Here is a 17,286-nt window from a genome sequence, read left to right as displayed (position 1 = left end):
GAGCGCTGAACACATGACCGCGGGCGAGATGGTCGCCGCGACGGTTCCGATGGTCCGGACCCTCAACCTCGAATTCCTGGAGTCCACCGCCGAACGCGCGGTGGTCCGTCTGCCGGACCAGACGGACTTCCACAACCATGTCGGCGGACCGCACGCCGGCGCGATGTTCACGCTGGCGGAATCGGCGAGCGGCGCCATCGTCATCGCCGCGTTCGGGGACCAGCTGACGCGTGCCGTCCCGCTCGCCGTGAAGGCCGAGATCGGCTACACGAAGCTGGCCATGGGCGAGGTCACCGCGACCGCCACCCTCGGCCGGCCGGTGGCGGACGTCGTCGCGGAACTCGACGAGGGCAAGCGCCCCGAATTCCCTGTGACCATCGAGATCCAGCGCGCGGACGGCGCCGTGACCGGCGAGATGACGGTGGTCTGGACGCTGCGACCGAACGGCTGAGCCCGGCCCGCACCGCAGGGGCCGCCGCCCACCCGGCAGGGGTGCGGGGCGGCCCTTCGTGCTGTCCGGGCCGGCGGCGCGCCGGGTAGGCTTCCCGCTGTGCGCCGAGGAGTTGTCCGGCGTGCGACAGGACATCACTACGGAGGAACCGGCGTTGCACATCCAGGAATGGCTGGAGAACGTCCCCGCGATCAGCGTCTACCTGCTGGTGGGCGTCGTCATCGGTCTGGAAAGCCTCGGCATCCCGCTGCCGGGCGAGATCGTCCTGATCAGCGCGGCGCTGCTGGCCGCGGGACACGACGGCATCAACCCGTGGATCCTGGGCGCCTGCGCCACGGCCGGGGCGGTGATCGGCGACTCGATCGGTTACACCATCGGCCGCAGGGGCGGACGGCCGCTGCTCGCCTGGCTCGGCGGAAAGTTCCCCCGGCACTTCGGCGAGGGCCAGATCGCCATGGCGGAGGGCTCGTTCCAGAAGTGGGGCATGTGGGCGGTCTTCTTCGGCCGCTTCGTCGCACTTCTGCGCATCTTCGCCGGGCCGCTCGCCGGTGTTCTGCACATGCCGTACTGGAAGTTCCTGATCGCCAACGTGCTCGGCGGGATCGCCTGGGCGGGCGGCACCACGGCCGTCATCTACTCGGTGGGTGTCGTGGCCGAGGAGTGGCTCAAGCGGTTCTCGTACCTGGGACTGGCGATCGCGGTCCTGATCGGGCTCACCTCGATGCTGGTCCTCAAGAACCGGACCAAGAAGGCGGCCGCGCGCTCCACGGCGCACTCCACACCCGAGCCGGGGACCGTACCGGCGGCCGACTGACCCGTACGGATCCTCGCTGGGCGGCCGGGATCCCCCGCGTCCGTGCTCAGTCCTCGAACGCCTCGCGGTGCGCCTTGGCCAGCTCCACATAGCCGACCGCGTTGAACTTCACGCCGTCCAGCTCCTCCTGGGTCAGCTGCCGCTTGACCTTGGCCGGCACGCCCGCGACCAGCGAACCCGGCGGCACCCGCATTCCCTGCGGCACCAGGGCCTGGGCGGCGATCAGCGAACCGGTGCCGATGTGCGCACCGTTCAGGACGGTGGCCCCCATGCCGATCAGCACGTCGTCCTCGACGGTGCAGCCGTGGAGCACCGCGTTGTGCCCGACCGAGACGCGCTCGCCGACCGTGACGGGGAAACCGGGATCGACATGGACGCTGCAGTTGTCCTGGATGTTGGAACCGGCGCCGATGACGATGGGGCCGCAGTCCGCGCGCAGTACGGCGTGGTACCAGACGCTGGACCCGGCCGCCATGGTGACCTCGCCAATCACGACCGACGTCGGTGCGGTGAACGCGGACGCGTCGATGTCCGGTTCCTTGCCGCCCATCGCGGTGATCAACGCCTGCTCTGCCATCGCGCGTTCCTCCGTGCTCCGGTGCGTGTGGGCCCCGGCCGTTCCGGCCGGGCTGTCCGGTCCCGCCGGCAAACGGTATGCGACGGGCACGCGGGTCCGGGTCCCGGTGGGGTGAAGATCACAGGCCGGCGCGGATACCGGCCCCGGGCGTGCCGACTACCGTGTGCGAGTGCCGAAGAACAGAGACACGGTCTCCTCCCTGACCGCCTGGCGGCGGCGCGCCCTGTCGAGGGCCGTCCACCGCTGCTGGCGCTGGGTGCGGGAGGCGGGTGCGGTCACGCCGGCGCACCCCGGCGGGCTGCGGTTCGGCCGGATCGGCGAGGGCACCCGGCTCGCCTTCCCGCAGGGCACGGTCTTCGGGGAGCGGTGGATCGAGCTCGGCAACCACTGCATCATCGGTGAACAGGTCACTCTCACGGCAGGCCTCATGCCCGATCTGGACCTGGGCACCGACCCGATACTGACCCTGGGCGACGGGGTGGTGCTCGGCCGCGGCAGCCACGTCGTCGCCGACACCACGGTGACGATCGGCTCGGACACGTACTGCGGGCCGTACGTCTACATCACCTCGACCAACCACAGCTATGACGATCCGCAGCAGCCGGTCGGCCGGCAGTGGCCGAGGATGGAGCCGGTCGCCATCGGCCCCGGCTGCTGGATCGGCACCGGAGCGGTGATCCTCCCGGGTGCCCGGCTCGGGCGCAACGTGGTGGTGGCGGCGGGGGCGGTGGTCCGCGGAGAGGTGCCCGACCACGCGGTGGTGGCCGGCGCCCCGGCCCGTGTCGTACGCAGCTGGGACCCGGAGAAGGGCTGGCAGCCGCCCCTGCGCACCCCGGCCCCGGTGCCGATCCCGGAGGGTGTGACTCCCGAACAGCTGCTGGCCGTCGCGGAACTCGACGAGAGCTGACCGCCGGAGCCGGGGCCGCCCGCTCCCGTCACCCGGTCGCGAGCAGCACCGTGCCCACCAGTGCGAGTCCGGCGCCCGCCGCCTGCACGCCGCGCAGCCGTTCCCCCAGGAAGCCGCGCGCGGCCAGGGCCGTGACCACCGGGTAGAGCGAGGCCGGTACGGCGGCGACGGTGACCGGCCCGTGCTGGGCGGCGATCGAGTACGTCCCGTTGGCCGCGACGTCCGCGAGACCCACGAACGCCAGGGCGGGCAGCGCGGCCCGCACCACGGCGACCCCGCCCTCCTCCGGAAGCGCACGGGCCCCGCGGCGCACCGAGACGTACAGTGCCGTGCCGCCCACCGCGATGTTGGTGACGCGCTGTACGAAGAGGGCCAGGAAGAGGCCGGTGACGGTGGTGGACGCGTGCGCGATCAGGGACATCACGGCCCCGAAGCCGAACGCCGCCACCAGGGTCAGCAGCACCGCCCGGCGCTGCACGGGGGCGCCCCGCAGCTGCGGCCCGCCCGCCAGCACGATGCCCACCACCGCGACGGAGACCCCGGCGAACTGCATCAGCCCCGGACGCTCGCCCGCGATCAGCCCGACGCTCACCGGTACGGCGACCCCCAGCGAACCGAGCGGGGACACCACACCCATCGGCCCGAGCGCCAGTGCCTTGTAGAAGCTCAGCATCGCGACCGGCCCCACCGCGCCGGCCGCGACGGCGAACCAGAGCTGCCCACTCGCCTCGCTCCAGGCGCCCGTGACGGTCACGATCACCGCGAGCACGGCCGCCGCGGCGGTCTGCGAGACGACCACGACAGTGAGGGCGGGCACGCGCCGGGTCAGCAGCCCGCCGCCGAAGTCGGCCAGCCCCCACAGCAGACTGGTGGCGAGGGCGAAGAGTACGGTCATGCGGGAGCCTCGCAGTACAGTGCGGTGGACGGTTGGGTACACCACACCGTAGTGCAGTATTTTTGACCCTGTCATCCAAAATATTGGACGGAATGTGACTGATCTCGACCAGCTGACCCAGTCCCTCGCGCGCAATCTCAAGCGCTGGCGCGGGGAGCGGGGCTTCACCCTGGACGCTCTCGCCACCCGTGCCGGGGTCAGTCGCGGCATGATCATCCAGATCGAGCAGGCACGCACCAACCCGAGTGTCGGCACCACGGTGAAGCTCGCCGACGCGCTGGGCGTCAGCATCACCACGCTGCTCGACTACGACCAGGGCTCCCCGGTCCGCCTGGTGCCCGCCAGTCAGGCGGTCCGCATGTGGTCCACGGAGGCGGGAAGCGCCACGACCCTGCTGGTCGGCACCGAGGCGCGGGGCCCGCTGGAACTCTGGTCCTGGCGGCTGGCGCCCGGCGACGGCAGCGCCTCCGATCCGCACCCCGAGGGGACCGTCGAACTGCTCCACGTCACCGCGGGCGATCTCACCCTGGTCGTCGACGGAACCTCGTACACCGTGCCCGCCGGCACCTCCGCCACCTTCGAGGCGCACCATCCCCACACCTACCGGAACGAGGGCTCCGAGCCCGTCGAACTCACCATGGCCGTGTCCATCCCGCCCGTCAGATGAGACGCCCAACCGGGCCGGAGCGCGGCGCTGTTAGCGTGGCGCGCATGCGCGCACCCATCGGCTCCTTCGAGGATGCCCGCCCCGCTGCCGAACGCCTCGAACTGCTCACCGCACCGGTGGCGGCGGCGGTCCGGGAGGGCTGGGGCGGTTTTCCCGCCGAGCAGATCATCCACGTCGACACGGACCCGGAGATCGCCGACACTGCGGCGTTCGTCGAGCACCACGGGGCCGAGCTGCTGAGCCGGTCGGCCAACTGCGTCGTCGTGGCGGGAAAGCGCGGGGGAGACGTCACCCTGGCGGCCTGCCTGGTGCTGTCCCACTCCCGCGTCGATGTGAACGGGGCCGTTCGCAAGCACCTCGGCGTCCGCAAGGTGCGGTTCGCCCCGATGGAGACGGCGGTCGGTGACACGGGCATGGAGTACGGCGGCATCACTCCCGTCGGACTACCGGACAGCTGGCCCCTGCTGATCGATCCCGCCGTCGTGGACCAGGAATGGGTCCTGATCGGAAGCGGCAGCCGCCGGGGCAAACTGATCATGCCGGGCAAGGCGTTTGCGGCGCTGCCAGGAGCGGTCGTGGTCGAAGGTCTCGGCATCACGGGCTGAAGCGGTCGCCCGCGCCGCCCTGACGGTGCGCGGGCAGCCACCGGGTGGCGAAGCCGACCGCCTCGGGGAAGCGGAACAGACGGCTCGGGGCCGAGCCGACCGGGCCGGCGGCGACGGCCGGGGGCCGGCCCGACCGCTCGAAGTCCGCACCCAGGGCCGCGAAATCACTGTCGTCCAGAGCCACGTCCGCGTACTCCCACCACCGCCGCCGCCCGCCGCCGTCGCGCACCACACAGCGGTAGGTGCGCAAGGGCGGGGACGGGACGCGGTACTCGGCGAGATGGAACGCGGTACAGGAGCCGAAGCCGGTCCCCAGCAGCAGGACCTGCGCCCGCAGCTCGTACAGCCGGGCCAGCGGGGAGTCCTCGCCGAGATGGCAGTCGGGGCGGTGGCCGGCCACCACATGACCGGCCAGCGGGCCCGCGGCCGCGAACGACGTCTGCGGATGGGCGCTGCGCACGGAGCCCGGGGACCGGCGCACCGTCTCGGCCAGCCGGCCCATCGACGGGGCGGCCGTGCTGGTGGGGTCGAACGCGGGCATGGCAGCCCGCACGGCGTCCCGGTCCCGGTCGCCGAGACCGCGGACCCGGGCGCGGTACTGCGGGGAGGTGTCGGAGTTCTCCGGAGTGAAGGCCGGGACGACCAGCGTGCCCTGCGCTCCCAGCACGTCCCGCAGGGCGTCGGTCACGGCGCGGACCCCGCCGTCCACCGCTCCCACCGCACGCAGCGAGGCATGCACCAGCAGGACGCCGCCCCGCTCCACGCCGAGCCGGACCAGCTGTCCGGCCAGCCGGGCACGGGTGTGGGAGGCGCTCAGCACACCGAGGGCAGGTGCAGTACTCACAGCGGGCCATTGTTCCAGCCGGAAGCGGAGTGTGACACCCCGCACACACGGCCGACCGGTGGACCGGAGCCGTCCCTCAGCGTCCCAGCGCGGGGATCTCGATGGCGGGGCACCGGTCCATGACCATGTCGAGCCCGGCCGCCCGGGTGCGTTCGTACGCCTGCTCGTCGATCACCCCGAGCTGGAACCAGACCGCGGAGGCGCCGATCGAGACCGCCTCGTCGGCCACCGGGCCGGCCAGTTCGCTGTTGACGAAGACGTCCACCACGTCGACCGGGAACGGGATGTCGGCCAGTGAGGCGTAGCCGTCCTCGCCGTGCACCCGCTCCGCCTTGGGATGCACCGGGACCACCCGCTTCCCGAAGCGCTGGAGGACCTCGGCCACGCCGTAGGCCGCGCGGGAGCGGTTGTCGGAGAGCCCCACCACCGCCCAGGTGTCGCCCGTCCCGGTCAGGATTCTGCGGATCGTCTCCGTGTCTGCGTACATGATCCGCACAACGGACGGCCGCCCCGGACCATTCCCGTACCTGCGCATAGGCTGGCCGGATGCAGGAGCAGTACCGGACAGTCGCCCGAGCGGGCGTGCACGAGACCGAGGTCAACCGATCGCGTTTCATCTGCGCGCTCGCCCCCGCCGCCACCGAACAGGAGGCGCAGGAGTTCGTCGCCCGCGTCCGCAGGGAACACCCGACCGCCTCCCACAACTGCTTCGCGTACGTGATCGGCGCCGACGCCTCCGTACAGAAGGCGAGTGACGACGGCGAGCCGGGAGGCACCGCCGGGGTACCCATGCTCCAGATGCTGACCCGTCGCGAGATGCGGTACGTCGTCGCGGTCGTCACCCGCTACTTCGGCGGGGTGAAACTCGGCGCGGGCGGGCTGATCCGGGCCTACGGCGGAGCGGTCGGCGAGGCCCTCGACGCGCTCGGCACGCTCACCCGGCAGCGCTTCCGGCTCGCGACCGTCACCGTGGACCACCAGCGGGCGGGCAGGCTGGAGAACGAACTGAGGGCCACCGGACGGACCGTGCGCGAGGTCCGCTACGCCGAGGCGGTGACCATCGAGATCGGGCTGCCGGACGCCGACGTCGCGGAGTTCCGCCGCTGGCTGGCCGGCGCGACGGCGGGCGAGGCGGAACTGGAGCTGGGCGGCGAGTCCTACGGGGACGCCTGAGTACTGTGGTGCGCGGGGGGCCAGGGGCAGGGCCGCGCGGGTGTGACGAGCACCGGCCGCCGGGTCCGGGCCCCTCCGGAGCACAAGGAGTGCGGCCCCACGGGTAGAGGAAGCGAAACATGCAGGTCGGAGCCTGGTCTTGAGGATTTTGCACACATCGGACTGGCACCTGGGGCGGTCGTTCCACCGGGTCTCGCTGCTCGATGCCCAGGCCGCCTACCTCGACCACCTGGTGGCGACGGTCCGTGACCACGAGGTCGATGCCGTACTGGTGGCGGGTGATGTGTACGACAGGGCGGTGCCGCCGCTCTCCGCCGTCCAGCTCTTCGACGACGCGCTGCACCGGCTCGCCGCGGCCGGTGTCCCCACCGTGATGATCTCCGGGAACCACGACTCGGCCCGCCGGCTCGGTGTCGGTGCCGGGCTCATCGGGCGGGCCGGCATCCACCTGCGTACCGATCCCGCGCACTGCGCCACCCCGGTCGTGCTCGCGGACGCGCACGGCGACGTGGCGTTCTACGGGCTCCCGTACCTGGAACCCGCCCTCGTCAAGGACATGTTCAAGTCCGAGCGGCCCGGGCACGAGGCCGTGCTGACCGCCGCCATGGACCGGGTCCGCGCCGATCTCGGAACGCGTGCGGACACCACCCGCTCCGTCGTCCTCGCCCACGCCTTCGTCGCGGGCGGCGAGCCGAGCGACAGCGAACGCGACATCACCGTCGGCGGGGTGGCATCGGTTCCCGCCGGGGTCTTCGACGGCGTCGACTACGTGGCGCTGGGACATCTGCACGGCTGCCAGACCGTCACCGAACGCGTCCGGTACTCAGGGTCCCCGCTCGCCTACTCCTTCTCCGAGGCCGCCCACCGCAAGACGATGTGGCTGATCGACCTGGACGGCGCGGGCGCGATCGACGCGCAACGGATCGAGTGCCCGGTGCCCCGCCCCCTCGCCAGGCTCCGCGGCCGTCTCGACACCCTCCTCGACGACCCCGCGCTGGACCGGCACGAACTCTCCTGGGTGGAGGCCACCCTCACCGACCCGGTCCGCCCGGCCGAGCCGATGGCCCGACTCGCCGAGCGGTTCCCGCACACGCTCAGCCTCGCCTTCGAACCGGAACGGGCCCCCGAGGACCCGCAGACCTCCTACGCCGAGCGGCTGCGCGGACGCGACGACCAGAGCATCGCGGAGGACTTCGTGGCCCATGTCCGCGGCGGGTACGGCACCGACGAGCCGGAGCGGACGGTGCTGCGCGGCGCCTTCGACCACGTACGGGTCGACGACAGCGTGCGCGAGGTGAACCGATGAGGCTCCACAGGCTCGGCATCACCGCCTTCGGACCGTTCGGCGCCACCGAGGAGATCGACTTCGACGCGCTCTCCGCGGCCGGGATCTTCCTGCTGCACGGACCGACCGGTGCCGGCAAGACCTCGGTCCTCGACGCCGTCTGCTACGGACTGTACGGCGCCGTGCCCGGAGCCCGGCAGAGCCCCGGAACCTCGCTGCGCAGCGACCACGCCCCGGTGGACCTGCTGACCGAGATCCGGCTCGAACTCACCATCGGCGGGCGCCGCCTGGAGATCACCCGGAGCCCCGCCCAGACCCGCCCCAAGAAGAAGGGCGACGGCTACACCACGGAGAAGGCGCAGAGCCGGCTGCGTGAGTACGTCCCCGACGAGGGGTGGCGGGCGCTGAGCCGCTCCAACCAGGAGATCGGCGAGGAGATCACCCAGCTCATCGGAATGAGCCGGGACCAGTTCTGCCAGGTGGTCCTCCTGCCGCAGGGCGACTTCGCCCGCTTCCTGCGCGCCGACGCCGAGGCGCGCGGCAAACTGCTCGGCCGGCTCTTCGACACCCGACGCTTCGCCGCGGTCGAGGAGCACCTCGCCGAGCTGCGCCGGGCCGCCGGGACACAGGTGAGGGCCGGGGACGAGAGGATCCTCGCCGTCGCCCAGCGGATCGCCCAGGCGGCAGGACCCGCCGCGAGCGAGTGCCCGCTGCCCGGCATCCAGCCGGGTGAACCGGGGCTCGCGGACGCCGTACTGGAATGGGCCGCGACGGCGCGCAGCAGCGCCCGGGAACGCCTCGACATCGCCGCGTCGGTGCTGAGGGCGGCGGAGGGCCGGCAGACGGCCGCCCGGCTGGCCCTGGACAGCGCACGCGAACTGGCCGGGCTCCAGCAGCGGTACGAGGAGACCCGGCGGCGCGCCACCGCGCTGGAGGCCGGCCGTGCCGAGCACGATCAGGCGCAGGAGCGGCTGAAGCGCGCCCGCAAGGCGGATCTCGTCGCGCCCGCGCTGGAGCTTCGCGAGGAGGCCGGGCGGGCGCACCGGCGGGCGGACGCGGCCCGCGACCGCTCCCGGGCCGGACTGCCCGGCGACCTGGCCGACGCGGGTGCCGAACAGCTGACGGCGCTGGAACGCAGACTCCGTGAGGAACTCGGCGGTCTGGACGCCGCACGTCGTGCCGAGCGGCGCGGCGCCGAGATCGACAGCGAACGGACCGCGCTGGAACGGCAGGCCCGCGCGGACGACGAACTGATCCGGGACGCCGACAGCTGGCTGGCCGGCTGGGAGTCCACCCGGAACGGTCTGCACACCCGCATCGAGGCGGCCCAGGAAGCGGCGACCCGCGCCGAACTCCTGGCAGGGCGGCTCGACCCGGCCCGCCGCCGTCTGGACGCGGCCCGGCGCAGGGACGCGCTGGCCGCACAGGTGTCGGACGCCGAGGAGCGCCTCGGTGCGGCCCGGGAGCGTGCCCTCGCCACCGGCGAGGCCTGGCTCGGCCTGCGCGAACGGAGGCTGCGCGACATCGCGGCGGAGCTCGCCCGAGAACTGGCCGACGGCGAGGCCTGTGCGGTATGCGGCTCGCCCGACCACCCGCGGCCCGCCCGTGCCGGCGACGGACACGTCGACCAGGCCACGGAGGACGCCGCGGAGGCCGCCCACCGGCGCGCGGAACAGGCGCGCACCGAGGCGGAGCACGCGCTCGCGGCCGTACGTGAGCGGCACGCGGCGGCTCGTGCGGAGGCCGCGGAGGCCGCGGAGACCGGGGACGGCCAGGCCGCCGACGCTCCGGGCGACCAGGACCGTGCGGCCGGGCCGACGGTCGCAGCGCTCACCGATCTCGTGGACACACTGACCCGGGAGCACACGGAGGCCTACCGGACCGCCACTGGGACGCACGCGGCGCGCGAGGCCCTCGCGGCCGCCGAACGCGAGCAGGAACAGCGGGCCGGGGCCCGGCAGCAGGCCGAACGCCGGGCCGCGGCCCGTACCTCCAGGCGCGAAGGCCTCGACGCCGAACAGGCAGCACTGGAAGAGGTGCTGGCACAGGCCCGCGGCGCGGCGGGCAGCGTCACCGAGCACGCCGCCCTCCTTCAGCACCGGGTCGCCCTGCTCGTCGAGGCCGCCGCGACGCTGCGCGAGGAGGAGAGCGCGGCGGCGCGGCTGAAGGAGGCCGACGACCGGCTCGCCGACGCGGCGTTCCGGGCCGGATTCGACACCCCGCAGGACGCCGCCGGGACGGTGCTCCCCGACTCCCGGCAGCGAGAGCTCCAGCACCGGATCGACGCCTGGCAGGCCGAGGCCGCGGCGGTCGCCGACCGGCTCGCCGAGACGGATGCCCGCGCCGCCGCCGGCCTGCCCCCGGCCGCCCCGGACGCCGCGCAGCCGGTGTTCGACACGGCCGAGCGGCTGCTGCGGGACGCGGCGGGCACCCACGCCGCGGCGCGGGAGCGCTGCACCGAACTCGGCAGGCTGTCCCGGCGCGCGGCGGACGAGGTACGTGGACTGGGCCCGGTACGCGAGGAGTACGAGCGGATCGCACGGCTCGCCGGGCTCACCGCCGGCACCTCGGCGGACAACGAACGCAAGATGCGGCTGGAGTCCTACGTCCTGGCGGCCCGCCTCGAACAGGTGGCGGCGGCCGCCACCGCCCGGCTGCGGCGGATGTCGTCCGGCCGGTACACCCTGGTCCACTCCGACGCCCGTACCGGTGGCCGCAGGGCAGGGCTCGGACTGCACGTCATCGACGCCTGGACCGGCCGTGAACGCGACACGGCCACGCTCTCCGGCGGTGAGACGTTCTTCGCCTCGCTCGCCCTGGCACTCGGCCTCGCCGACGTGGTCACCGACGAGGCGGGCGGCGTACGCCTGGACACCCTCTTCATCGACGAGGGTTTCGGCAGCCTGGACGACCAGACCCTCGACGAGGTGCTCGACGTGCTGGACTCGCTGCGGGAGCGGGACCGCAGCGTCGGCATCGTCAGCCATGTCGCGGACCTGCGCCGGCGCATCCCGGCCCAGCTCGAAGTGGTGAAGGAACGCCACGGATCCGCGGTGCGCCACCTGGCCGCGGACGGGGTCAGCGGCTGACCGCCCGCCGCGGCAGCGGCGAGGAGTAGACGACGCTCGTGGTGACGGACCCCAGCGCCCCGACCTTTCCGGACACCGCCTCCAGATGGCTCATGGAGCGGGCCGTCACCTTCAGTACGAAGCAGTCGTCGCCGGTGACATGGTGGGCCTCCAGGATCTCGGGCGTGGTGTCGAGGAGGTCGTGGAACGGCTTGTAGTTGCCGTTCGGGTAGCGCAGCCGGACGAAGGCGAGAATCGGCAGCCCGAGCCGCTCCGGGTCGACCACCGCCGCGTACCCGCTGATGATCCCGGCCTCCTCCAGCCTGCGCACCCGCTCCGTCACGGCGCTCGACGACATCGCCACCGCCCGTGCGAGCTCCGCGAACGTGGCGCGGCCCTCGCGCTGAAGGACATCGAGGATGCGCCAGTCGGTGTCATCCGGGGAATAGTCGGTCATGCATCGAGAGAACAGGGAAATCCCCGGCAGATCAAGCCCTCTGCCGGGGATCTCATCTTCCGGCACGGCGTCGTCGGCCATAGATTTTCGACCATGACATCGCAGCCCGCCACCACCGCAGGCCATTCCGTGCTCCGGGTGCCGCCCGCCGATCCGGCCGCGGCCGCCGCGTACTTCGCGGCCTCGCTAGCCCTCCACACCGATGCCTCCGACGTCGCCGCCGCGCTGGCGGCCGGCGGTGACCCCGGCTTCGTACTCCTCGACGCCCGCTCCACCGCCGCCTGGGACCGGGGACACATCCCCGGTGCGGTCCACCTGCCGACGGGGCTCATCACCGAGCGGGCACCCGAACTGCTCGACCCGGCCGTGCCCGTGGTCACCTACTGCTGGGGGCCCGGCTGCAACGGTGCCACCCGGGCCGCGCTCGCCCTCGCCGAACTCGGTTACCGGGTCAAGGAGATGCTCGGCGGCTTCGAGTACTGGGTGCGCGAGGGCCTCGGGTTCGAGACCCGGCAGGGGCCCGAACGGCGCGGCGCCGATCCGCTCACCGCGCCGGCCGGCTCCGAGGACTGCGGCTGCTGACAGCGGCGCGCCGGACCACAGGGGCGTCCCCGGGGCCCGGCCCGCCGGCCCGGTCAGAGCTTCGACAGCTCGTCGACCAGATCGTCCAGACCCAGCGGCCCCTGCGAAAGGGCGGCCATGTGCCAGGACTTGAGGTCGAAGGAGTCCCCGTGCGCCGCGCGGGCGTTCTCCCGGCCGAGCAGCCAGGCGCGTTCACCCAGCTTGTAGCCGATGGCCTGTCCCGGCATCGAGAGGTAGCGGGTCAGCTCGCTCTCCACGAAGTCGGCGGGCCGGCCGCTGTGGTTGCCGAAGAACTCCTGGGCCAGCTCGGGCGTCCACCGCTCACCGGGGTGGAACGGGGAGTCGGCCGGGATCTCCAGCTCCAGGTGCATGCCGATGTCCACGATCACCCGGCAGGCGCGCATCATCTGCGCGTCCAGGTATCCCAGGCGGCGCTCGGCGTCGGGAAGGAAGCCCAGCTCGTCCATCAGCCGCTCCGCGTACAGCGCCCAGCCCTCCGCGTTGGCGCTGACGATGCCGATGGACGCCTGGTAGCGCGAGAGGCTCTGGGCGACGTGGGCCCACTGGGCGAGCTGGAGGTGATGACCGGGGACACCCTCGTGGTACCAGGTGGAGACCAGGTCGTACACCGGGAACCGCGTCTCGCCCATGGTCGGCAGCCAGGTGCGGCCGGGGCGGGAGAAGTCCTCGGACGGACCCGTGTAGTACGGCGCCGCCGCGCCGCCGGGCGGGGCGATCCGGGACTCCACCTTGCGGACCCGCTCGGCGAGTTCGAAGTGCGTACCGTCCAGGGCCTCGATCGCCTCGTCCATCAGCCCCTGCAGCCAAGCCTGGACCTCGTCGACCCCCTCGATGTGCTTGCCGTGCACATCGAGATGGGCCAGCGCCTCCCAGGGGCCCGCGCCGGGCAGCACCTTCGCTGCCTCGGTCCGCATCTCGGCGAGCAGCCGGTGGTACTCGGACCAGCCGTACGCGTACGCCTCGTCGAGATCGAGGTCGGTGCCGTTGAAGTAGCGCGACCAGCGGGCGTACCTCTCACGGCCCACCACCTCGGGTGCGCCCTCGATGGCGGGGGCGTACACCTCGCGCATCCACTGCCGCAGCTCCTCCAGCGCCTGCGCGGCCTGCCGGGCGCCGTCGTCGAGACCGGTGCGCAGAGCGGCCGGGCCCGCGGCGGCGAAGTCCTGGAAGAACCCCGTCGTACCGTCGCCGACCCATTCGTCGAGCTGGTCGATGAAGGTGGCCGTGGCGCGCGGACTGCCGTGGAGCTTGCGCTCCAGACCGAGCGCGAGCGACTCCCGGTAGCCGGCGAGCGCGGCCGGAACCGCACGGAGCCGGTCGACGACCGCCGCCCAGTCCTCGTCCGTCTCGGTGGGCGTCACGGTGAACACCTCACGGACCGAGTGCGCCGGGGAGTGCAGGTTGGAGACGGCACGCAGCGACTCATCGGCCTCGTGGACGGCGAGTTCGGCCGTCAGCCGCTCGCGCAGGAGACGGCCGCAACGGCGCTCGGTGTCGTCGGCCGCACCGGGCAGCTGTTCCGCGGCGTCGAGCCGGGCGAGCGTGGCGCGAGCCAGTTCGGCCAGTGCTTCCTGGCCGGCGGGGGAGAAGTCGGGAAGGCGGCGCGAGCTTTCCGCGACACCGAGGAAGGTGCCGGAAATCGGGTCGAGTCGGATGAACGCGTTGACGTAGGCGTCGGCGACCTGGCGGGGCAGCGCGCTGCTGGGAGTGTCTGACATGTGGACATCCTCATACGGAGAGGGGCTCCCCGTCACCATCAAACGGGCTCTGAGGCCTGACATGTGCCCGGCCCGGCCGCTGGGGCCGAGGGCGGCAGCAGCGGTCCGCACTCCCACTGCTGGAAGATCAGTCTGGTCTCCACCCGGGCCACTTCTCGGCGCGAGGTGAACTCGTCCAGCACCAGCCGCTGCAGGTCGGCGGTATCGGAAACGGCCACATGGACCAGATAGTCGTCGGGACCGGTCAGGTGGAAGAGCGCCCGGGACTCGGGCAGTGTCCTGATCCGTTCGACGAACGGGCCGATGAGCTCTCTGCGGTGCGGCCGGACCTGGACGGACAGCAGGGCCTCCAGCCCGCGTCCCATTCTGGCCGGATCCAGTCGCAGCTGGTGCCCGAGGATGACGCCTGTGCGGCGCATCCGGGTGACCCGGTCCAGGCAGGTCGACGGGGCGACCCCGACCTCGGCTGCGAGATCGCGGTAGGTGGTCCGGGCATCGTTCTGCAGCAGGCGCAGAATGTGCAGATCCACCGTGTCCAGGGCGATGGAATCGGTCATCCACCGAACGTAGCACGGGGTTTGGCGCACATTCCCCGGCGTGTGTTCAGAGTGGTGACATGGACACCGAATCCTCGATGGCGCCCTCGACGACAACCCGGTCCAGGGCGCTGGCCACCGAAGCCGTGCACGCCGGACGCGACGACCTCGCGGCTCTCGGCCTGCACGCACCGCCGATCGACCTGTCCACCACCTACCCCTCGTACGACTCCAGGGGCGAGGCGGCGCGGATCGACTCCTTCGCCACCACCGGCGCCCGGCTCGACGGGCCGCCGGTCTACGCCCGGCTCGACAACCCGACCACCGCCCGGTTCGAGACGGCCCTGGCTCGGCTCGAAGGGGCCGCGAGCGCCGTGGCGTTCGCCAGCGGCATGGCGGCGCTCACCGCTGTCCTGCTGGCCCGCGCGAGCATCGGACTGCGCCATGTGGTGGCGGTCCGCCCGCTGTACGGCTGCAGCGACCATCTGCTCGGCGCCGGGCTGCTGGGCACCGAGGTGACCTGGACCGATCCGGCGGGCATCGCCGACGCGATCCGGCCCGACACGGGTCTGGTCATCGTCGAGACGCCCGCCAATCCGACGCTCAAAGAGGTGGACATCCGCTCGGTCGCGCACTCCTGCGGCTCCGTGCCGCTGCTCGTCGACAACACCTTCGCGACACCGGTGCTCCAGCGGCCCGTCGAGCACGGCGCGCGGATCGTGCTGCACAGCGCGACGAAGTACCTGGGGGGTCACGGGGACGTGATGGGCGGAGTCGTCGCCTGCGACGAGGAGTTCGCCGCCCGGCTGCGCCAGGTGCGTTTCGCGACCGGCGGCGTGCTGCATCCGATGGCCGGGTACCTGCTGCTACGCGGTCTGTCCACGCTGCCGGTACGGGTGCGGGCCGCGTCCGCGAGCGCCGCGGAACTCTCCCGCAGGCTGGCCGCCGACCCGCGGATCGCCCGCGTCCACTACCCGGAACTGGGCGGTGCGATGGTTTCCTTCGAGATCTTCGGGGACCCGCACCGGGTGATCGCCGGGGTACGGCTCATCACGCCCGCCGTCAGTCTCGGCAGCGTGGACAGCCTGATCCAGCACCCCGCCTCCATCAGCCACCGCATTGTGGACGAGGGAGACCGGCAGGCGTCGGGGGTCGGTGACCGGCTGCTGCGGATGTCGGTCGGCCTGGAGGATGTCGAGGACATCTGGGCCGATCTCTGTCAGGCGCTGAGCGGCGAGGAGCCCGTACGTCAGGGCTTCAGTGGTGTGCCTGCTCGTGCGGGGGCAGGGGCAGGGCCCGTACCGGAGTCGCGGTCAGCCGGGCGGTGATCACCAGCGTGCCATCCTCGATCTGGTAGTCGAGCGGCAGCGAGAGCGCGCGCATGGCGGCGACCATGCCGGTGTTGGACGCCTGGGTGACGGCGTAGACGCTCTCGCAGCCGGCCTCGACGGCGAGCGCCACCAGGCGGGCGAGCAGCTCGGAGCCGATGCCCCGGCGCTGCCAGTCGTCCTCGACGAGCAGGGCGACCTCGGTCTCGTCGCCGTCCCAGAGCAGATGGCCGAGGGCCACCAGCCGGCCGGACGCCGTCTGTACGGCGAGGGTGCGGCCGAAGCGCGGGCTCAGCAGGTGGTCGAGATAGCGGTCGGCGTCGCGGACCGGGCCGTGGTAGCGCAGCCGCAGCGTCTGCTCCGAGCAGCGGTCGTGCATGGCTCGGGCCGCTTCGAGATCGGCGCTGTCCGCGCGGCGCACGGTGATCTCGTTGCCCTCGGGCAGCGTGAGCACGTGCTCGCTGCGCGGAACACGGGGGCCCAGCCGGGCATCGAGCTCGACTAGGGCGCGCGCCCTGGCGAACTCCGTGGGCGTGAACGGGAGATAGGGCCGCTCGACGGTGATGACGCCGCCCGACGGGTCACGCAGCCGCATCACCCTCTCCTCCAGCACCCCTTCGACGGGCGCGGTCTCGCCGGTCGCGCGTCCGCTGATCGAGACGGCGGGCAGCGAGTGGATGGTGCACCGGCCGAGCAGCTGGCGCAGGGCGAGGGGCAGCTCGGCGGCGTCCAGCGCGGTGCGGGTGGCGAGGCCGAGCACCCGGGTCGGAGCGTCCACCAGATCATGGGCGTCGGCGCGCTCGATCCAGGTGGAGCTGCCGCCCGCGGCGGAGATCGCCCGGGTCAGCTGCGCTGCCGGGAGCGTGGCGGGGGAGCGCAGCAGGAACTCGTCGACCGTGCCCTGTGCCAGCGGATGCGTCTGCAGGGTGAGGATGTCGATCCGGTGCTCGGCCAGGACGATGCAGAGCGCCGCCAGGCTGCCGGGGGCGTCCCTGACCGTGGTGCGCATTCGCCACAGCGCCGTCTCCCCGGACCCGGTCACCGGCGCCGGGGAGACGCCCGCCGCAAGCGGCTGCGAGGCGGAGTCGTGCAGGCCGCGCGCCCCGTCGGTATCCGGCGGTGGCGCGTGGCTGTGCCGCCGCGCCCACCAGGTGTGGAACGCGGCGGTCGCGGTCAGCGCCAGGGCCGAGGCGATGAGCAGATACGGCCCGTCCGGCTGGTGCCCGATCAGGTTGGCGATCGCGTCGGCAACGGCGACCGCGGTGAACAGGGCGGCGAGTTCGATGAGATCCCGTCGCCAGTGGTGGGGGCGGCGGACACTCTTCGCGGATGTCACATCAGTCATGCCCTCACTGTGA

The 17,286-nt window shown here is 72.7% G+C and carries 18 protein-coding genes; 10 read left to right on the top strand and 8 right to left on the bottom strand.

The features are described from left to right. Window positions 1-13: 13 nt before the first annotated feature. Together ACIQM0_RS10675 and ACIQM0_RS10670 are read left to right on the top strand one after the other, a co-directional pair. On the top strand, window positions 14-451 hold the full coding sequence (locus tag ACIQM0_RS10675) for a DUF4442 domain-containing protein (RefSeq protein WP_401285806.1): 438 nt from the start codon (window positions 14-16) through the stop codon (window positions 449-451). 154 nt (window positions 452-605) lie between these two features. Then, on the top strand, window positions 606-1,265 hold the full coding sequence (locus tag ACIQM0_RS10670; protein WP_401285805.1) for a DedA family protein: 660 nt from the start codon (window positions 606-608) through the stop codon (window positions 1,263-1,265). 46 nt (window positions 1,266-1,311) lie between these two features. On the opposite strand, the gene ACIQM0_RS10665 is transcribed toward ACIQM0_RS10670, so the two are convergent. Beyond that, window positions 1,312-1,842 carry a gamma carbonic anhydrase family protein gene (locus tag ACIQM0_RS10665; protein ID WP_385034905.1) on the bottom strand — a complete coding sequence of 177 codons (531 nt, stop codon included), beginning with the start codon at window positions 1,840-1,842 and terminating at the stop codon, window positions 1,312-1,314. A gap of 169 nt (window positions 1,843-2,011) precedes the next feature. On the opposite strand from ACIQM0_RS10665, the gene ACIQM0_RS10660 reads away from it, so the two are divergent. Beyond that, window positions 2,012-2,749 carry an acyltransferase gene (locus ACIQM0_RS10660; RefSeq protein WP_401285581.1) on the top strand — a complete coding sequence of 246 codons (738 nt, stop codon included), beginning with the start codon at window positions 2,012-2,014 and terminating at the stop codon, window positions 2,747-2,749. Window positions 2,750-2,777: 28 nt separating this feature from the next. Here ACIQM0_RS10660 and ACIQM0_RS10655 read toward each other — a convergent pair whose 3' ends face one another. Beyond that, on the bottom strand, window positions 2,778-3,644 hold the full coding sequence (locus ACIQM0_RS10655) for an EamA family transporter (RefSeq protein WP_401285579.1): 867 nt from the start codon (window positions 3,642-3,644) through the stop codon (window positions 2,778-2,780). A gap of 94 nt (window positions 3,645-3,738) precedes the next feature. Between ACIQM0_RS10655 and ACIQM0_RS10650 the strand changes: the two genes are divergently transcribed. Both ACIQM0_RS10650 and ACIQM0_RS10645 read left to right on the top strand, forming a co-directional pair. Next, a complete protein-coding gene (locus ACIQM0_RS10650) occupies window positions 3,739-4,311 on the top strand; it encodes a helix-turn-helix domain-containing protein (protein ID WP_401285577.1) in 573 nt (190 codons plus the stop codon). Window positions 4,312-4,355: 44 nt separating this feature from the next. Then, window positions 4,356-4,916: a YbaK/EbsC family protein gene (locus ACIQM0_RS10645; protein WP_401285575.1), complete on the top strand. Its 561-nt coding sequence runs from the start codon at window positions 4,356-4,358 to the stop codon at window positions 4,914-4,916. Here the strand turns inward: ACIQM0_RS10645 and ACIQM0_RS10640 are convergent. Both ACIQM0_RS10640 and ACIQM0_RS10635 read right to left on the bottom strand, forming a co-directional pair. Beyond that, entirely contained in the window at window positions 4,906-5,760 is an 855-nt protein-coding gene (locus tag ACIQM0_RS10640; RefSeq protein WP_401285573.1) for an aminoglycoside N(3)-acetyltransferase, read from the bottom strand. The two genes, ACIQM0_RS10645 and ACIQM0_RS10640, sit on opposite strands and share 11 nt — an antisense overlap. Before the next feature lie 76 nt (window positions 5,761-5,836). Continuing rightward, window positions 5,837-6,247, bottom strand: a complete 411-nt coding sequence (locus ACIQM0_RS10635) for a CoA-binding protein (protein WP_401285571.1) — start codon at window positions 6,245-6,247, stop codon at window positions 5,837-5,839. A gap of 59 nt (window positions 6,248-6,306) precedes the next feature. On the opposite strand from ACIQM0_RS10635, the gene ACIQM0_RS10630 reads away from it, so the two are divergent. The 3 genes from ACIQM0_RS10630 (at window position 6,307) to ACIQM0_RS10620 (ending at window position 11,307) form a co-directional block, all read left to right on the top strand. Next, window positions 6,307-6,933, top strand: coding sequence for a YigZ family protein (locus ACIQM0_RS10630; protein WP_401285569.1), 627 nt, complete (start codon window positions 6,307-6,309; stop codon window positions 6,931-6,933). Window positions 6,934-7,072: 139 nt separating this feature from the next. Next, window positions 7,073-8,239, top strand: coding sequence for an exonuclease SbcCD subunit D (locus ACIQM0_RS10625; RefSeq protein WP_401285567.1), 1,167 nt, complete (start codon window positions 7,073-7,075; stop codon window positions 8,237-8,239). Continuing rightward, window positions 8,236-11,307, top strand: coding sequence for an AAA family ATPase (locus tag ACIQM0_RS10620; protein ID WP_401285566.1), 3,072 nt, complete (start codon window positions 8,236-8,238; stop codon window positions 11,305-11,307). Before ACIQM0_RS10625 ends, ACIQM0_RS10620 begins: the two co-directional genes overlap by 4 nt. On the opposite strand, the gene ACIQM0_RS10615 is transcribed toward ACIQM0_RS10620, so the two are convergent. Further along, the gene (locus tag ACIQM0_RS10615) at window positions 11,297-11,743 is read right to left on the bottom strand and encodes an Lrp/AsnC family transcriptional regulator (protein WP_401285564.1); all 447 of its coding nucleotides are present in this window, start codon (window positions 11,741-11,743) and stop codon (window positions 11,297-11,299) included. The genes ACIQM0_RS10620 and ACIQM0_RS10615 overlap by 11 nt on opposite strands. Window positions 11,744-11,836: 93 nt before the next feature. Between ACIQM0_RS10615 and ACIQM0_RS10610 the strand changes: the two genes are divergently transcribed. Further along, entirely contained in the window at window positions 11,837-12,325 is a 489-nt protein-coding gene (locus ACIQM0_RS10610; protein WP_401285562.1) for a rhodanese-like domain-containing protein, read from the top strand. Between the two features lie 53 nt (window positions 12,326-12,378). Here ACIQM0_RS10610 and ACIQM0_RS10605 read toward each other — a convergent pair whose 3' ends face one another. Both ACIQM0_RS10605 and ACIQM0_RS10600 read right to left on the bottom strand, forming a co-directional pair. Further along, the gene (locus ACIQM0_RS10605; protein WP_401285560.1) at window positions 12,379-14,064 is read right to left on the bottom strand and encodes a DUF885 domain-containing protein; all 1,686 of its coding nucleotides are present in this window, start codon (window positions 14,062-14,064) and stop codon (window positions 12,379-12,381) included. Between the two features lie 38 nt (window positions 14,065-14,102). Then, window positions 14,103-14,621, bottom strand: a complete 519-nt coding sequence (locus ACIQM0_RS10600) for an Lrp/AsnC family transcriptional regulator (RefSeq protein WP_401285558.1) — start codon at window positions 14,619-14,621, stop codon at window positions 14,103-14,105. Between the two features lie 59 nt (window positions 14,622-14,680). Between ACIQM0_RS10600 and ACIQM0_RS10595 the strand changes: the two genes are divergently transcribed. Continuing rightward, complete coding sequence (locus ACIQM0_RS10595; RefSeq protein ID WP_401285557.1) at window positions 14,681-15,928, top strand: trans-sulfuration enzyme family protein; 1,248 nt, start codon at window positions 14,681-14,683, stop codon at window positions 15,926-15,928. Here the strand turns inward: ACIQM0_RS10595 and ACIQM0_RS10590 are convergent. Continuing rightward, entirely contained in the window at window positions 15,858-17,273 is a 1,416-nt protein-coding gene (locus ACIQM0_RS10590; protein WP_401285555.1) for a GNAT family N-acetyltransferase, read from the bottom strand. The two genes, ACIQM0_RS10595 and ACIQM0_RS10590, sit on opposite strands and share 71 nt — an antisense overlap. Window positions 17,274-17,286: the final 13 nt, after the last annotated feature.

Source organism: Streptomyces sp. NPDC091387 (assembly GCF_044756945.1).
Lineage (GTDB): Bacteria > Actinomycetota > Actinomycetes > Streptomycetales > Streptomycetaceae > Streptomyces.
The sequence above is the reverse complement of the archived record's forward strand: the minus strand, read 5'-3'. Positions and strand labels throughout refer to the sequence as shown.

Excerpts from the sequence above, each read along its gene's own strand:
- ACIQM0_RS10610 (WP_401285562.1), top strand. The coding sequence starts at position 11,837 with ATGACATCGCAGCCCGCCACCACCGCAGGCCATTCCGTGCTCCGGGTG.
- ACIQM0_RS10675 (WP_401285806.1), top strand. The coding sequence starts at position 14 with ATGACCGCGGGCGAGATGGTCGCCGCGACGGTTCCGATGGTCCGGACC.
- ACIQM0_RS10595 (WP_401285557.1), top strand. The coding sequence starts at position 14,681 with ATGGACACCGAATCCTCGATGGCGCCCTCGACGACAACCCGGTCCAGG.
- ACIQM0_RS10600 (WP_401285558.1), bottom strand. The coding sequence starts at position 14,621 with ATGACCGATTCCATCGCCCTGGACACGGTGGATCTGCACATTCTGCGC.
- ACIQM0_RS10615 (WP_401285564.1), bottom strand. The coding sequence starts at position 11,743 with ATGACCGACTATTCCCCGGATGACACCGACTGGCGCATCCTCGATGTC.
- ACIQM0_RS10665 (WP_385034905.1), bottom strand. The coding sequence starts at position 1,842 with ATGGCAGAGCAGGCGTTGATCACCGCGATGGGCGGCAAGGAACCGGAC.
- ACIQM0_RS10655 (WP_401285579.1), bottom strand. The coding sequence starts at position 3,644 with ATGACCGTACTCTTCGCCCTCGCCACCAGTCTGCTGTGGGGGCTGGCC.
- ACIQM0_RS10645 (WP_401285575.1), top strand. The coding sequence starts at position 4,356 with ATGCGCGCACCCATCGGCTCCTTCGAGGATGCCCGCCCCGCTGCCGAA.
- ACIQM0_RS10590 (WP_401285555.1), bottom strand. The coding sequence starts at position 17,273 with ATGACTGATGTGACATCCGCGAAGAGTGTCCGCCGCCCCCACCACTGG.
- ACIQM0_RS10620 (WP_401285566.1), top strand. The coding sequence starts at position 8,236 with ATGAGGCTCCACAGGCTCGGCATCACCGCCTTCGGACCGTTCGGCGCC.
- ACIQM0_RS10630 (WP_401285569.1), top strand. The coding sequence starts at position 6,307 with ATGCAGGAGCAGTACCGGACAGTCGCCCGAGCGGGCGTGCACGAGACC.
- ACIQM0_RS10605 (WP_401285560.1), bottom strand. The coding sequence starts at position 14,064 with ATGTCAGACACTCCCAGCAGCGCGCTGCCCCGCCAGGTCGCCGACGCC.
- ACIQM0_RS10635 (WP_401285571.1), bottom strand. The coding sequence starts at position 6,247 with ATGTACGCAGACACGGAGACGATCCGCAGAATCCTGACCGGGACGGGC.